The 17,141-nt window shown below is 34.1% G+C and carries 10 protein-coding genes; 9 read left to right on the top strand and 1 reads right to left on the bottom strand.

The features are described 5' to 3' along the window. Positions 1-169: 169 nt before the first annotated feature. The 4 genes from HYY69_05125 (at position 170) to pseC (ending at position 8,215) form a co-directional block, all read left to right on the top strand. Positions 170-1,672: a flippase gene (locus tag HYY69_05125; protein MBI3032833.1), complete on the top strand. Its 1,503-nt coding sequence runs from the start codon at positions 170-172 to the stop codon at positions 1,670-1,672. Continuing rightward, entirely contained in the window at positions 1,659-3,320 is a 1,662-nt protein-coding gene (locus HYY69_05120) for a UDP-N-acetylglucosamine 2-epimerase (GenBank protein ID MBI3032832.1), read from the top strand. Before HYY69_05125 ends, HYY69_05120 begins: the two co-directional genes overlap by 14 nt. Positions 3,321-3,552: 232 nt before the next feature. After that, positions 3,553-4,587, top strand: a complete 1,035-nt coding sequence (locus tag HYY69_05115; protein ID MBI3032831.1) for a polysaccharide biosynthesis protein — start codon at positions 3,553-3,555, stop codon at positions 4,585-4,587. A gap of 286 nt (positions 4,588-4,873) precedes the next feature. Then, a complete protein-coding gene (gene pseC / locus HYY69_05110) occupies positions 4,874-8,215 on the top strand; it encodes a UDP-4-amino-4,6-dideoxy-N-acetyl-beta-L-altrosamine transaminase (GenBank protein MBI3032830.1) in 3,342 nt (1,113 codons plus the stop codon). Between the two features lie 176 nt (positions 8,216-8,391). Here pseC and HYY69_05105 read toward each other — a convergent pair whose 3' ends face one another. After that, positions 8,392-11,343 (bottom strand): hypothetical protein, encoded by a 2,952-nt coding sequence (locus tag HYY69_05105; protein ID MBI3032829.1) that lies wholly within the window; start codon positions 11,341-11,343, stop codon positions 8,392-8,394. 164 nt (positions 11,344-11,507) lie between these two features. On the opposite strand from HYY69_05105, the gene HYY69_05100 reads away from it, so the two are divergent. The 5 genes from HYY69_05100 to HYY69_05080 form a co-directional block, all read left to right on the top strand. Continuing rightward, a complete protein-coding gene (locus HYY69_05100; protein ID MBI3032828.1) occupies positions 11,508-14,276 on the top strand; it encodes an aldo/keto reductase in 2,769 nt (922 codons plus the stop codon). Position 14,277: 1 nt separating this feature from the next. Continuing rightward, positions 14,278-15,072, top strand: a complete 795-nt coding sequence (locus HYY69_05095; GenBank protein ID MBI3032827.1) for an SDR family oxidoreductase — start codon at positions 14,278-14,280, stop codon at positions 15,070-15,072. Beyond that, positions 15,066-16,157 carry a DegT/DnrJ/EryC1/StrS aminotransferase family protein gene (locus tag HYY69_05090; protein MBI3032826.1) on the top strand — a complete coding sequence of 364 codons (1,092 nt, stop codon included), beginning with the start codon at positions 15,066-15,068 and terminating at the stop codon, positions 16,155-16,157. Before HYY69_05095 ends, HYY69_05090 begins: the two co-directional genes overlap by 7 nt. Positions 16,158-16,167: 10 nt before the next feature. Then, positions 16,168-16,629, top strand: a complete 462-nt coding sequence (locus HYY69_05085; GenBank protein ID MBI3032825.1) for an acyltransferase — start codon at positions 16,168-16,170, stop codon at positions 16,627-16,629. Positions 16,630-16,632: 3 nt separating this feature from the next. Then, positions 16,633-17,141: hypothetical protein (locus HYY69_05080; GenBank protein MBI3032824.1), on the top strand; the 509-nt coding region annotated here is incomplete at its 3' end.

The following is a 17,141-nucleotide window of genomic DNA, read 5'->3' as shown; positions in this document are numbered from 1 at the left end:
TGCCAGTTCAGCTTCAAAAGGTTATTTAACATTGGATTTTTCTTTCTGGCACTCCGAAAAATCCCCGATGTTGACTAAGAAGAGCTTCACGAAATAGGCACTAAAACCCCAGACTTATTACGTACTCTTCAGTTATAATTTTATAAATAAGAAGCCACTTTTATAGGTCATGGGTTATTTAAAGCATATTATCAAGGGATTTTCTATTACTTTTATTACCTCTATTGTTGTTGCGTTTCTTACCTATGGCTATCGGATTTACCTCAGCAGAAATCTATCTATAACTGAATTTGGGCTGTTTTACAGTGTTTTTGCGTTTTTAGGGTTTTTTATGGGATTTGTTGATCTAGGTTTTTCGCGGACCATGGTAAAATATATCCCTCAATATCTTGTTGAAAAACGAAAAGACCTGGTCAAGGCAAGCATTATATTTGTAGGAAGCATTATTCTCATTGTTGCGCTGATCAGCGTTATTGTTTTCTTCTTACTTGCACCTTTTCTTAGCACTTCTTATTTTAAAGATGAAACTGCAAAACTGGTGATTATTGGATTAAGCATTTCTTTTGTTTTTTCATCAGGAGTGTTATTGCTCAGGCAAACATTTCTTGGCTTTCAAAAGATTGGGTTCTTTTCAAGCATTGAATTAACAAAAATAATTTTGTTATGGGTGACTACCTTTATTTTCTTTATATTTTTCAATAATATTTTTTCGCCGGTACTCGGGTACATTTTTTCTTTTTTGGTAGTCTTAATTATCTATGCCTACATTTTTTGGAAATTAGTATTCCCTGATTTATTCCAAGTTAAGTATAGCCTTACAAAACCTTTTGTCAAAGAACTGATCTACTTTTCACTTCCCGCTACGATGACTATTTTTGGAGGAATTTTTGCTAATTATATTGATACTATATTTTTGACCTATTTGCAAGGAGTTAAAGAAGCTGCTGTTTATAATGTTGCGTTTCCGACCGCAGCACTGATTGGTTATATTGGCATGTCACTACGATATGTTTTCTTCCCAACTATTTCTGAATTATGGACAAAAAACGAAAAAGAAAAACTCCTTAGTGGAATATATTTATTTAATAAATATGTACCGCTTCTTCTTTTGCCGCTTTCACTTCTTATTTTTGAATTTGCTCCTGTCATTATAACTGTTCTGTTTAAACAAGAATATCTTCCAGCAACCATGCCTTTGAGAATTCTGCTCTTTGGAAATATTGCTCTCTCCTTAGCGCTTATGTACACCACAACGCTGGTTGCTATAGGAAAACCAAAATACGATGCTGTTGTTATTATCAGTTCTGGTTTCATTAATCTTATCCTTAATGCTCTTCTTATTCCTCAATTTTCAACAGGAGGAGCCGCGCTCGCTACATCAATAAGCTATCTTTGCATGTTTATTTTAGCGTATTATTTTTTGAGAAAAACACTTCAGTTCCAGAATCCTTTTTGGAACTGGATTAAACTTATTTTTATTTCAGGAATATTTTATGCCTCATTAGCGCTCTTGAGAAACATTTTCAGCGCTAATATTTATATGAGCATTCTTGTCTCTTCATTTATTTCACTATTGTTATACCTGCTCTTATTGTTTGCCAGTAAAATTATCACTCTTCATGAAATTACATCGCTGTTCAACTCATTAGGTTTTCACTATGGAAAAAAATAACACCACTATTAATCAAGATTATCCTGAAATGATTTTTTTAAAAGAGTTTGCAGATAAAACTATCCTTGACGGTAAAAATATAAAACAATTATTAACATATGAACAAACATCACTATGGTGGTTTGCTGAACGATGGTTAGCAGATGCTTCTTTTTACCATTATCCTTCATTGAAAGGTATTTTCAAAGGAGAACCTTTGCCAGAAAAGAATATTTTCTCACTACTCTATACTTTTCTGCTTAACCATCTTGAACAAGCCCGGTTTGTTGTAAGAAAATATATTATTCCTCAACATTCTCTTGACCTTAATAATCAAGAGGATACTATTGTTGTTACAACACATCCCTCATACTGTGTAGCAGCCAATAACATAAGAATCGGACCGCTTATTGAAAAAATTCGTCAGCAGCATAAAAAACTCTTTGTTTTTTATTACGACGATTTAGCTTCATGGGGAGGAAAAACAAAACTGCAAACTTCAATGTATTCTGATACTAATCCTATTGAAAAATTTTATTCAATAGAAATAATGAGAAAAGTTTCTCAAGAGAAAAAGAAATATGCCGCTCTTGGAAAAAAAATCTTAACAAGCCCTGAGTTTAAGAAAGCGCTCCAAACAAGATTTAAGGGAAAAGAGCTTGATTTGTACACCTCGTTATATAAGAAATTTCAACTTATGTTTTCTAAAATTTTACCTGAAGCAATCACGTATATTCTGTTAAGCAAAGAAATGCTCAAAGCAACAAAACCAAAAATTGTTGTCACCATGTCAGGGAATACAACACCAGGAAAGTCTGTGATTGTTGCTGCAAAAAGGTTAGGTATTCCTGTCCTTGAAATTCAAGAAGGACTGATAGGATACGATCTGGATTATGTTCATACCCAAAAAGATATTGCTGATCATTATCCACTTGCTGATCTTATTGCAGTTTATGGTGAACATACCAAACAGTTTCTTGTAAAACAAGGCTCTTTTCCTCAAGAGAAGATTCATATCGTTGGACAATTAGCAAGTGATAACCTTGTTATTATAAAAAACAGCATGCAAAAGAAAAATAAAAGTCAGGAACTTAAACAGCGTTTAGGCATCAATCCTGAAGAAAAAGTTGTTGTTTATGCAACAAGCATTGATAAAGAACCATGGAAAACTTATGATCTTGCAACGGAACTCTTTAAAAGTGTTGCTGCTGTAGCGCAAACACAAAATCAAGATAAAAAGCAACTTAGGTTGGTAGTAAAATTACATCCGCGAGATCCTCATGAAGCATGGTATCGAAAGCTTGCTCATCAACAAAATTTAGATGATGTTATTTTTATTAAAGATACCCCTATCTACGAACTCTTTGCGATCACTGACGCCCTTATTGCAGAAAGCTCTACTATTGTTTTAGAAGCAATTATGTTTGGTGTACCCGTAGTATTAATTTGTTTTTCTTCAAACATTCGTGATCAAGGATACATTGCCAGCAATGCTGTAGTGGTTACTGAAAAAAAACAGAATCTTACTCGGAATATCTTTGCCATTTTATATGGCAAAGATATCCAGCAAGAACTTAAGAAAAATACCCAAGAATTCCTTAAAAAACAAGTATATAAGATTGATGGAAAAGTTGCTGATAGAGTTCTTCAACTTGTTGGGCGATATTGAAAAGCTCTCTTTGCAAAGCAAAGGTTGCCATCGGCTCAGCTTTGGCGTAGTTTATAGATAGTACTTTTCTCTCTGGCACTCCGAAAAGTACTCAATATTTTTAGGTGATAAGCTTCGCGATATTGATGGCAACATAAGCTTTTCAATATCGCCACTTGTTGAGAACCTTTATAAATAAACAGATAGTTCCCATTGTTTAGTTGTGAAAAGTTAATTACAAAAGGTGGTTGTTATTGATAATTTAGTCCAAGATAAAAACATACTCATTACCGGAGGCACAGGATCACTGGCAAGACCTCTTATTACAGAACTCCTTCAATTTAATCCAAAAGTAATTCGAATTCTGGATATTGATGAAACTGAACAGTTTGAGATGCAGCAGGATTTTAACAGTGATAAATTGAGGTATTTATTAGGTGATATCCGCGATAGAGAGCGATTAAAAACTGCTATGGAAAATATTGATGTGGTCTTCCATCTCGCTGCATTAAAACATGTTTTAGCCTGTGAATACAATCCTTTTGAAGCTGTTAAAACAAATATTATTGGCACACAAAATGTTATTAATACTGCACTTGAAACAGGTGTTAGCAGGGTTATTTACACCAGCAGTGATAAAGCAGTTAATCCTAATAATACTATGGGTGCAACAAAGCTTCTTGCTGAACGCCTGATTATTGCTGCAAATCATTACAAAGGCAGCAAAAAAACTATTTTTTCCTCAGTAAGGTTTGGGAATATCCTCTGGAGCAGAGGATCAGTAGGACCTTTATTTAAAAAACAGCTTGCAAAAGGCGGACCTCTTACTATTACTGATCCAGCTATGACGCGATTTTTTATGTCGCCAGAAAAAGCAGTTACCCTTTTGTTTAAATGTTTAAGTATTATGCAAGGCGGTGAAATTTTTGTGTTTAAAATGCCTGTTGTTAAGATAAAAGATTTTGGTGAGGTTTTTGTAGAAAAATTTGCAAATTATTACCATTATGATCCGAAAAAGATTCAAATTAATATCATTGGGCTTAAACCTGGAGAAACTATGAGCGAAGAACTCATGACTGAGCAGGAAGCAGAGCGCGCTTATGAGTTTGATGATCTGTTTATTATACCTCCTGAGATTGTTTTGTTTCAACAACAACTAGTTTCATCTTCTTTAAACCTAAAAAAAGCCCATGTTAAAGGATACGATTCTGCTGATGAAATACCTTTAACTAAACTTGAAATTGATACGCTTCTTTCAGAATCTCATTTTGAACAGTACCTTACTTGAGTACGTAATAAGTCCTCTATGGTTTTAGCGCCGGTTCAGCTTTGGAAGCGTACATCAATTGGATTTTTCTCTCTATAAATATAATCCCGACTCCCTCAATAATATAAATCAAGGATTCATAAGTTGGCTTGCGTCTGGGATTATAAGACTTGCCTATCGGCAAGGAACCCCGAAAAATCCCTAATAAAGATATCGAGGAGCTTCACAAAAGTAGGCGCTAAAACCCCAGACTTATTACGTACATGATTAAGAAAGATTTAAGAATAGTTTCTTGTTCCTTCAGTATATGAATGTGCTTGTAACTGGCGGAGCTGGATTTATTGGAAGAGCTGTAGTTAAAAAGCTGCTTCAAGAAAATCATACTGTTTGGGTTATTGATAATCTGAGCAATAGCTCTGCTGAAAACCTCGCTGAATTTAATAATCACTCCCTTTTCAAAGGTTTAATTCAAGGAGATATTGTTGATTATAAACAAACATCAAAATTATTCGAAAATAATTTTGATGTTTGCATTCATTTAGCTGCGCAAATAGAAGTGCAAAATAGTTTGGATAACACCAAAAAGAGTTTTAATAGCAATATCCTTGGAACGTATAATTTATTAGAAGGTTGCATGAAACAAAAAACTACGTTTGTTTTTATCAGCACCTGCATGGTGTATGACACTGTTGCTCCTGAAGAGATAGGTAAAGGCATTACTGAGGAACATCCTGTAAAACCTGCCTCGCCATATGCAGGAACTAAATTAGCAGGAGAACAACTAGCATTATCTTATTATTATGGATTAGGATTGCCCGTTGTTATTTTACGACCATTCAATACCTATGGTCCATTTCAAAAAACAAATCTTGAAGGAGGAGTTGTAAGCATTTTTATTAGCAGTCATGTCCGAGGACATGACCTTAATATTTTTGGCAGCGGCGAACAAACAAGGGATTTACTCTATGTTGAAGACTGTGCTGAGTTTATTGTAAAAGCTGCTTTTTCACAAAAAGCTGTTGGACAAATATTAAACGCAGGTACTGGCAAGGATATAAGGATTAATGAACTTGCAGCTTCCATTGAACCAGTTCCATCAAAAATAAAACATATTCCTCATCATCACCCCCAAGCTGAAATCATGAAACTTGTTTGCAACTATACCAAAGCACATACTCTTCTTAATTGGGAACCAAAAACATCATTAACAGATGGTATTAAAAAAACTGAAGCATGGATTAAAGATCAAAGTTGTATGGAATTAAATATAAACGATAGAAATCAAAAGAGCCCTTCCTCTTCTTACACTCGATTTACCTCACTCTTACCCTATGGTCGTCATTGTATTGAAGAAGATGACATAACAGCAGTTACTGAAGTTTTACGATCATCATGGATAACAACTGGACCAAAAATTGAGGAATTCGAAAAAGCGTTGTGTTCTACTATTGGATGTACTTATGCAGTAGCTGTTAATTCTGGAACAGCTGCGCTTGAATTAGCCCTCCAAGCTCTTGATTTGCCTGAAGATTCTGAGATTATAACAACGCCCTTTACTTTTGTTGCAACAGCAAATAGCATTATTTATAACAAATGCAAACCTGTATTTGTAGACATCTCTCCAGAAACATTAACTATTGACGTCAATAAAATTGAAGCGAAAATAACTCCAAACACAAAAGCCATACTCTATGTTGATTTTGCAGGTTATCCTGCTGCTTTTGATCAGCTCAAAGAAATTGCGCGAAAATATAATCTTTATTTAGTTGAAGATGCTGCACATGCTTTGGGCGCATCTTACGACAACTTAGGAAAGAGAAACGTAGGAACCGCTGCTGATTTGACGATATTCAGCTTTCACCCTGTTAAACATATTACTACTGGTGAAGGCGGCGCTATAACCACTAACAATGAACAATGGCATAAACAATTAAAAATTCTGAGAAATCATGGTATTACTAAAGAGACACGCGAACGATGCAGTAAAGATTCTTCCTGGCAGTACGACCATGTTGCTTTAGGAAGAAATTATCGCATTACTGATTTTCAGGCAGCATTGGGAATTTCACAACTTAATAAATTAGAATTATTTATTAAAAAGAGGACTGAGTTAGCACATGAATATCAACAACTTTTCAAAGATGTGCCTCAAATAAATACACCCAACTATTCCGATACTATCAAACATGCATGGCATCTATTTACCATATTTCTTAATACTAGAAAATATCCTTTTTTAGATCGAGATCTTTTTTTCAAAAAAATGCGCGAGAGAAATATAGGGGTCAATGTCCATTATACGCCCATCTATCACTTCACGTATTATAAAGAAAAATTTTACAGCACTGAACTTGTTAATCCCCTTAATTATCCTCATACTGAAGACATCTTTGCTCGAATTATAACACTGCCTTTATTTCCAACTATGGACGTTAAAGATGTTAGACAAGTAGTAGCATGCATCAAAGAAGTTATCAGTGAACTAGAAAAAATGTCAAGGACTAAAGAAGGTGATATTATGCCACAGCATATTTATATCGGTAAAAGAAGAATTGGACCAGGCGAACCATGTTTTATTATACCTGAAACAACCTTAAACCATAATGGAAGCGTTCAGCAAGCAAAAAAAATGATTGATACTGCAGCTGCTTTAGGAGCCGAGTGCATTAAATTTCAAACATTTAAAACAGAAGCATTTATTTCTGATAAAAATCTTGAATATAGCTATGAACTAGCCGATGGAACAAAAATTACTGAAAAACAATATGATATGTTTAAGAGGTATGAATTAACTGAAAAAGATTTTGTTGAACTCAAAGCATATGCTGAAGCAAAAGGGCTTATCTTTATTTCTACGCCAGGAGGAGATAAGGAAAGCGTTGAAATCCTTGAAAGAATTGGCGTTGATGCTTATAAGATTGGATCTGATGATCTAACCAACTATCCTTTTTTGTCCTATGTCGCAAGGAAAGGAAAACCAATTATCTTATCAACTGGGTATTCGAATGATCTAGAAATCCATGGAGCTGTTGAATCAATTTATGCTGCGGGAAATAAACAATTAATTCTCCTTCACTGTGTCAGTGCTTATCCTACAACCGCAGAAATGGTAAATCTTAATGCGATGAAATATCTTCATGATACCTATCATATACCAACTGGTTTTTCAGATCATACTCCTGGTGTAGCTGTACCTTTAAAAGCTGTGACTTTGGGAGCTTCAGTTATAGAGAAACATTTTACCTTAAATAAATTTGACAAAGGACCCGACCATAGATTTTCTGCTGAACCAGACGAATTACGAAGAATTTTACAAGGCGCAAAAATCTTGCACCAAACACCTGAAAAACTTGCCCAACTCCTCATCACTCCAGAAGAGAAAAGACAAGCAGAAGTTGCTCCTGGCAACTATCGAAAAACATTTCATCAAAGTGAGTTAGATGTGAAAAAAGTGGCGCAAAAAAGCTTGATTTATACTAATGATTTATCTGCCGGGCATATTTTGACAGAACAAGATATTGATATGAAAAGAGCAGATTTTAAAGGCATTACTGATCCAAGAAAGATACAAGAATTACTTGGAAAAAAGCTTACAACCGCAGTCAAGAAGGATGCATTGATTGCTTTGGAACATCTTGGAATGCAATAATTCTTCAGAGAACTTTGCAAAATACTCGCATAGCTCGGGTTACTGCCAGTTCGCATTTAGATCTCTGTTTAACAAAGCAATTTTCTCTCTGGAACTCCGAAAATTGCTCGATAAGTATTTCGAAAATGCTCACAAAATTGGCAGTAACCATAATTTTGCAAAGTTCTTTTTTTGTTTTATTCCAAACAGCTCCAGTTAACTTCCCATATTGAGAGTTTCTCGTTACTCGCAGGTATTTGAGCTTCATGAAATAATTTAAAGCATTTTAATCCTGTACCATTGTAGAAATACAACCTATTGAACATGCTCCCTACTAATTGATTGTCCATAACTGCGAGAGAATACTTGTTATCAGCTCCTTTGAAAATTGATATGCCAGATTCACTTGCATTAAGTTTGTTAAGTTTGAGATCTGTATCATTTACTTGGGATTTAAATATGGTAAATTCAGAATTATTTTGATTGAGATATGATGCATAGGAAGCATAGAATTTTTTATCACCGTCTTGAATATAGACTTCTCCTGTTGTTAGGTTAAGTATAATTTTATTTTTACAAACAACAGCTTCATTCTTTTTCTCACAGTAAGTATCAACGCCATGATATCTTAGTTGCGGCGAGACCCATTTATTTTTTTCTTCAGCATTTTTTATTTTTTTTAGTTCTGCATAGGATGTTTGCGCCTGCTCTTCAGTCATATTCATGCTTGTTTCCATAAAAGCTATTGCTTCAGTTTGTTTGTTTTTGTTAGCATATTGTAATATTTGCGCACGTTTTATATCCCATGAACCTACTTGAGCCCAAACAAACGTCTTAAATATCATGTCATAACTAAGGATAAGAAAAGTTTGCGGCGGCTTACAATGAGTATAGTCCAAGATCTGTTCTACTTTGTCTTGGGCGAATCCTTCTGTTTTAAGAACTTCTGTCGCCTGATCCTTAGGCAGCATCATTATTTGTTCCAGAACATCACGAGTTTTGATTTCATCGTACTTGAAAAAGATTTTCATTGTTTCAAAAGCTCCATATGAAGCGCAACTTAATACTCGTAAAATGGCTGCGCTTTCTTTTTCATCTGAAGTCAACAAAAGTTTTCCAATGTACACAATTTGCTGAGCACTTTGTGTACCACCATCTATAGCCACTGGCCTATCAGCGATTGCTTTAAACCAATGCCCAAAATCCCACCATGAAATAATAACTGCATTTTTTGCCGAGTTCTCTTTGATATAGGTAAGACTATCATACCATGTATCTGTAACCGCAGGTGTGGCAGATTTTACCAGGGTGTAAGCACTTATCAGAGGTGGCGTCAAAAGAGCAATAAAAAATATGACCATTATGATTTTGACTACTGTTTTTGTGAGATAGAGCGCTGAACTAAGTGCTGGTGTAATCATTTCTATAAGATAGCTGATACAAAAACTGAATCCATATGCAAAAGGAGGAATAACTAATAAAACAAACCGATTTCCAAGCGTACTTGAATACATAGTAATAAATAACCATAACAAAAAAAACATGGCAAAACAGGGCTCAAAGGTAGTTTCATAGTCACTACCGCTTTCCTTAATTATTTTCACGAGATAGATATATATAAACGGAAGTCCTAATAATGCTAAAAAGAAAATAATATTTGTAAAAAGATAGGTTAAAAAGATGACGACCCCTAAATATAACATGAGCCATAACAGTATAAAATCATTCAAATAGGGGTTATAATGAGGATCATGCTCTTCTTTTAAATATTCTTTTTTATACATAACGTATAAAAGAATCACTAGGGGGATTATAAAAAAAAGATTAGCTAAACCTTTTTTAAGAATATATTTAATCGCAAACATCCAAAACATTATCCACCCTAAACCTCCGAGCAAAGTTATACTTTTAATGTTTTTAATATTATAACTTAATAATAAAAAACCAACCAGAGCTAAGAAAAAAAAGAGCTGGCCATCAATGCCATTAATTAACTCGATGAGATTTACGGTTTGAAATTCATCTACTGTTGAAAATATATTTGGCCAGAGGTTTTCTGCAGATATCTCTTTGATAGTCAAAAAACCAAATGGTCCAAGAAATCCTGCTTTTAATCCTTCAAAACCTTTGAAAAGAAAAACAAATAATGCTGAAGAGCTTATAAAAACTAGCGACAACAGCATTTCAAATTTAATTTTTTTAAAACCAGTAAAGATATCACCAAAGATATCACTGACGTTTAAAAATTCCCTGAATTGTGTTAATTTTAGCTTTATACTGTTCATATATTTATAGACCATAATTAACATAAATCCAAAAAATACTAGATAGAATGTATACCACCAACCAATCCATGCAAAACTATAAACGCCCATTAAGAAACCAGATGCTAGGATCAATAATAATCTCTTCGTCAAAGAGCCCTGGTATGCTTCAATAAAAAACCAGATTATTATCAAAGGAAATAATATTGTATAAGCATCAGTGTCGTAAAGACCAACCATGGTTCTATGTAATATTATTTTATGAAATGCTACTATTAAACCGGCGAAGAAACCACCTATTGCGCCTCCAAACTTTCTTCCTATGAAAAATGCAGGCACTACTGCAAGCGCACTAAAGAACACCGACAGATAAAATAAAACCGCTAGTAAACTTATATCCTTATTCAAAAGGTGAATTATTTTATACAATATACTTGTTATGAATACATGAAAACTATTAACTTTACTTGTGCCTGATGGTCGGAAAAAATCAGGAAGATTTGCATAGATATAGGTATCATAATATCTCCCCTTTTTCTCTACATCGCCTTCATAACCATGATCAAGATAGTTCTTAACCAATCTATACCAATGCCATGGATCTATTGCAAACAGATATGTTTGACCAGAAGGATCTTGAAATTTTGCTTTGTTTACTAAAGCTTGAGTTTTAACCAACTGCTTTATTTTTTCAGCATTATCCCTGAGATAATTACGTACCTCTCGTTCAACGAAGGCACTTTGCTTTTCACGAGAGAGTTGTGGATATTGGAGCTTAACTTGTTGAGTTATCTTCTCTTTTAACTGAAGATGAATATATTGTTCAGCTTTCTCTTCTTCACCTAAAAAGAACGTTGGTAATATTCTAAGAAAGACACTTATCATTATCAGTATTAATAAAATTAAAAGATATGAATATTTAGACAATGAGTTTAGTTTTGACGTATCTTCGAACATAAATTTGTGGATAATTACTTCCTTATAAAATTCTCGCTTTTTACATTATTTTTACTAAACTTTATAAGTATTTCCCTATTTTTAAGTATAATATGCCACACAACTATCCTAGTAAAAGAATTGCGGTTATAATCCAAGCGAGAGTAGGTTCTACAAGATTACCTTCTAAAATCCTACTCAACCTAGCTGGAAAACCTATGTTAACTCATATTATCGAACGCTGCCAAACCTTGCTTGATAATGGTGATATAGATGCAATTGTTGTTGCGACATCAACTAATGTTAAAATTGCTCAAGAATGCGGAGTTCAATGGTATCAAGGGAGTGAAGATGACATTATGCAGCGTTATAAAGAAGCTGCTCAAAAATATGCTGCAGATATTATCATAAGAGTTACTGCAGACTGTCCTTTAGTTGATGTTGAAGAAATCAGCAGGATGCTCGCATATTTTATGGAGCATCAAACACATAACTCTGATAAATTTCTTAAATTAGATTATATTCATAATATTAGCAATACTGGTCTTACGTTGAATAACACCGGTGTTCCGTTAGGATTAGGAGCAGAGATAATTACTAAAGAAGCTTTATTAAAAGCAGATGCCTTAGCAGTGAAACCATATCAACGCGAACCATTTTTAGTCATTGAGGAATTTCCCCAGCAATTTTCAACTGAGTTTTTTCCTGCATCACCTTGGCTGCAGCACCATACTTTCAGATTGACTGTTGATGAACAGGCAGATTATGATTTAATGAACATTATCTATGATAAACTATATCATCCTTTGGCGCGTAGTGCGAGGGAAAGAATTGTTACTATTAAAGAATGCATTGATTTTCTTAAATCTCATCCTGATATTGCAGCTATTAATTCTAACGTGAATCAAAAAACATATTACGCTGTTAGTGAATATCTCCAAGCTCCGAATGTTGTTTTTTATTGTGAAGCAAGCTCAGATATTGGATTAGGCCATGTTATGAGATCACTTACTTTAGCGCAGAAATTAAAAGATAAATATAATGCAAATGTTTGTTTTTATGTAAATCTATTTGAACCAGCTCTCAACCTGATTTCAAAAGCTAACTTTGTTTATTCTACTTCACCTAACATACCAAATACCGATATTATTGTTATTGATGTACTGCGTTCACTAATATTAGGGGAGCAGTTAATAAGAAGAATAAAAAACAAATGCAAGGCGTTAGTTATTATTGATGATCTGTATAATTTCACTGATTTATATTCTTCAGCAGATATAGTTGTCAATACACAGATTTCTGCAGACGAGACTAACTATGACCAGTTTCCAGCTTTAAAAAAGCTTCTTGGATTAAACTATTTGCTTTTACGCAGATCTTTCCAAAAATATCTTAATGAAATATCAGAAAACCTCAAAAAAAAACAGCAATCTAATCTGAAAAATATTCTGGTTACGTTTGGCGGAGGAGATAGATTAGGCTCAACGTTAAAAGTTATTACTGCCCTAAACAAAGCATCGCTGCCTATTAAGATTACCGTGATTATAGGAAATGCCTTTCCGTTTATGAAAGAATTAGAGCAACTGAGAACTAAATTATCATCTAATTTTGAGATTGTGTTTAATGCTTCTAATATTGAAGATTATATGTACCAAGCAGACATTGCATTTTGCACCGCTGGCTATACCGGATATGAATTACTTGCATTAGGAACTCCTTTTTTTGTTATTGAACAAGAACCTGAACAACAACGTATCATTGAGAAACTTGTTGAAACTGGAGCTGTCCGTTCTTTGGGCTATCATGATAAAGTAACAGAAGAAAAGATTATAACAGCTGTTACCTCCCTACTTTTGTTTCCACAACAGCTAGTTGACATGAAGAAAAAATGTTATGGTTTAATTGATGGAAAAGGCACTGAACGCGTTGCTGATGAAATAATCAAGATTTATAAACAAAAAAATAGTTTAAACATTTCAAAAATTACCCTTGGCACTGCACAATTTAGTCCAGGATACGGCGTTGCAAATACTAGGGGGAACCTTTGTTTAAAAGAGGCTTATAGTATTTTACAAACTGCCACAGCATTAGGAATAACAGTTATTGATACTGCACCAATATATGGTGAAGCTGAAAAGAGATTAGGATCTTTTTTTTCTAAGCTTCATCAAAAAGAGCTGCCAACAATCGTTACCAAAATATCTGATTTAGAACAAATACATACTCTTGAACAGGAACAAGCCTATGAATTTATGAAATCACAAGTCCTCTCATCTGCGCGTAAATTGCAGCTCAGTAAAATCTCCATATGTTTATTGCATGATGCTTCAAACATGAACAATCCTAAAGTCATCTCTAGTTTATTAAGATTAAAAGAAGAAGGATTGGTTGGTAAAATAGGTGTTTCAATCTATCATCCTGACGAAGTAACGACTTTTTTAAACACTGACATTTTTGAAGTTATACAATTGCCTATTAATTTATTGGATACTCGTTTAATTAAGAATGGTTTACTGCATAAGCTGCACCAAAAACGAATTCTTGTTTTTGCGAGAAGCATTTTTCTTCAAGGGTTATTTTTTTTAGATTATAAGAAACTTCCACCCCACCTTGAGTTTGCCCGTGATCACCTTAAGCGTATACATCAGATAGCCCACAAGATTGGACTTTCTGTTCCTCAGCTTGCCTTCACTTTTGTCAGGGATATTCCTGAAATAACCAGCTTAGTCATTGGAGCTGAGAATGCTCAACAGATTGAAGAAACTGTTTCTCTTCTTCAAACAGAACCTCTCCCTGAAAAAATTAATAAAGAAATTCTTAATACCTTTAACAATGTCCCTGAAAAATTAATTAACCCAAGTTTATGGGAGAGCAAGACTTAACATGGCTGCACATAATTTATTCGATCTATCCAACAAAATCATTGTAGTTACCGGAGGCGCTGGACATCTTGGAAAAAGCATCTCTGAAGGTTTGGCAGAGGCAAATGCAATAGTATTTATAGCAGGAAATAATCTTGAAAAGTGCCAAATGGTTGCAGAAGAAATAAACCTAAAATTTAATTTGAAAACTACTCAAGCGTTAGAACTAGATATTAATTCTTCGAACTCTATCAACGCTTGTTTTAAAAACATTACACAAAAACATGGCAAGATTGATGTTCTCATCAATAACGCTTGTTTTGGGAAAGGCGGAACCATTGAAGACATTTCAGAAGAAAACTGGACTGATGGAATTAATGGAACTATCAATGGTGTCTTTAAATGCATACAAGCAGTTATTCCCCATATGAACAGAAATAAAGGTGGATCGATTATTAACATTGCTTCAATCTATGGCGTTGTTTCTCCTGATCCAAATATTTATGGTGATTCAGGTTTTAATAATCCACCGAATTATGGAGCTGGCAAAGCTGCGATAATCCAATTCACGAAATATGCAGCCTGTCATTTAGGAACAAAAAAAATAAGAGTTAATGCTATCAGCCCAGGGGCGTTTCCTGATGAAGATGTCCAGAAAAATAAAAATTTTATTACCCATCTTAATAAGAAAATTCCTTTAGGAAGGATTGGGAGAAGCGATGAACTCAAAGGGATCACTATCTTTTTATCGTCAGATGCCTCAAGCTATATTACCGGGGCGAATATTATGGTAGATGGAGGTTGGACTGCATGGTAAAGAGTCAGATTACCCGCCATAATAAACCATATTTGGATGAAGAGGATGAAAAAGCGATAGCTGAAGTATTACGCTCAAAGTATATTGCACAAGGCCCTTGTGTGAAAGCTTTTGAACAAGCATTTGCGGAATATATACAAGTACCGTATACAGTAGCTGTTAATTCAGGCGCTTCTGCACTGCATCTTGCATTGCTTGCCCTCGGAGTAAAGAAAGATGATGAAGTTATTGTACCAACCTATGTCTGCACTGCATTACTCAATGCAATTTACTATACCGGCGCAATTCCTGTTATTGTAGATATTTCTCTTGAGACTTATAGTTTATCTTTTGAAGCAACAAAGAAGAACATAACTAAAAGAACAAAAGCGATCATAATCCCTTATATGGTGGGGATTGTTTTTAATATTGAACCATTTAAGAAATTAGGAATTCCCATTATTGAAGATTGCGCACAAGTGTTAGGGGCAACAGCTCATGGAAAAAAACTGGGGAGTTTTGGTGATATAAGCATATTCTCATTTTATGCAACAAAAACTATAACTACCGGACAAGGAGGCATGGTTGCGTCAAAACATAAGAAATATATTGATTATATACGAGATTTAATAACATATGACTGCAGAGATGATTATAAAGTAAGGTATAATTATCAGATGACTGATATTGCTGCAGCATTAGGGGTTTCCCAGCTAAAAAAGATCTCAACGTTTATTGATCGAAGAAAAAAGATTGCATTAGGTTATCAACAAATTATAAGTTCCTGCAAAAATAATCTTATCGTGAAAGATATGCCCTCTCCTCAAACTCCTGATTCTGAAAGCAATTATTACAGATATATTATTCGATTAAAAGACTCTGTAGAGGAGATTATTCCAGTTTTTGCCAAGCATGGCGTGGAAGTGAAGAATTTTTCAGACAGGTATTGCTTCCTTCATCGTTATTTGAAAAAAGATCAAAAAGAGTATCCAAATGCTGAACAAATTTACGACAGATTATTGTCGCTTCCGTTATATCCTGCGTTAGGTGATGATGAAATTATTTTGATTCAGACTGCACTTAAAAAAGTGCTAAAGAACTTATGAGGTGAGAACAATGTCTTTTACAAATATAAAAGATTTAAAAGATACCTTTAAAAAACTAATTGATAATGAAGATGATAGGTTTCATCCTCTTGTTTTAATTCATGGACAACCAGAGTTAGGAAATAATATTTATGTGGGGGCATTTTCTGAAATCAATGCACGGCATAGTTCAGTGAAAATAGGCAACAATTGCGATATTGCTTCGTTTGTATCAATTAATGTAGCTGATTCTCATAAAAGAGTTCTTGGTTTGTCAGAAGAAATTGAAAGAAAGCCCATTGTTATAGAGAATAATGTGTTCATTGGTTCTCATTCTTTTGTCAAAGCAGGGGCGCATATTGGGCATCACTCAGTTGTTGCTGCCGGAACCATGGTAAATGGCGTTGCTATTCCACCATATTCTCTTATTTATGGCAATCCTATGCAAATAAAAGAAGGATATTACAAAAAATACAAAAAACTTGTGGATTGAAAAATGAAAATTACTATATTATGTGAAAAAGACAATTGGTCGAATAAGTATCTTCCCATACTTGTTAATGAACTTCCAGGTAATGATATTACTATTATATCTGACCATAAAGATGTTACTACTGGAGATCTTTTAATATTATTAAGTTATGGAAAGATTTTACCAAAGGAAAAACTAACATTAAACAAATATACTATTTTGAGCCATAGCAGCGATCTTCCTTTAGGAAAAGGCTGGAATCCTGTTCATTGGCTTGTGCTCAAAGGAGAGAATAAAATTCCTTCCTGTTTAATTAAAGCTGTTGAAAAAGTTGATGCAGGAGAGATATATTTGAAGGAGTATACTTATTTAGATGGGACAGAGTTGTTAGAGGAGATTAGAGAAAAAGTTATTACCACAGATTTTAAAATGATAAAAAGATTTATTCATAATATCAATAATATACAACCAGAAAAGCAATTTGGAAGCTCGACGTATTATAGAAAAAGAGCTCAGGAAGATAGCAGATTAGA

Source organism: Candidatus Woesearchaeota archaeon, from assembly GCA_016192995.1.
Classification (GTDB): domain Archaea; phylum Nanobdellota; class Nanobdellia; order Woesearchaeales; family DSVV01; genus JACPTB01.
This window is presented reverse-complemented; position numbering and strand designations above follow the sequence as displayed.

What these genes read in the sequence shown, in the direction of transcription:
- HYY69_05125 (MBI3032833.1), top strand. Translation starts at nt 170, where the DNA reads ATGGGTTATTTAAAGCATATTATCAAGGGATTTTCTATTACTTTTATT.
- HYY69_05120 (MBI3032832.1), top strand. Translation starts at nt 1,659, where the DNA reads ATGGAAAAAAATAACACCACTATTAATCAAGATTATCCTGAAATGATT.
- pseC (MBI3032830.1), top strand. Translation starts at nt 4,874, where the DNA reads ATGAATGTGCTTGTAACTGGCGGAGCTGGATTTATTGGAAGAGCTGTA.
- HYY69_05105 (MBI3032829.1), bottom strand. Translation starts at nt 11,343, where the DNA reads ATGATAAGTGTCTTTCTTAGAATATTACCAACGTTCTTTTTAGGTGAA.
- HYY69_05100 (MBI3032828.1), top strand. Translation starts at nt 11,508, where the DNA reads ATGCCACACAACTATCCTAGTAAAAGAATTGCGGTTATAATCCAAGCG.
- HYY69_05095 (MBI3032827.1), top strand. Translation starts at nt 14,278, where the DNA reads ATGGCTGCACATAATTTATTCGATCTATCCAACAAAATCATTGTAGTT.
- HYY69_05090 (MBI3032826.1), top strand. Translation starts at nt 15,066, where the DNA reads ATGGTAAAGAGTCAGATTACCCGCCATAATAAACCATATTTGGATGAA.
- HYY69_05085 (MBI3032825.1), top strand. Translation starts at nt 16,168, where the DNA reads ATGTCTTTTACAAATATAAAAGATTTAAAAGATACCTTTAAAAAACTA.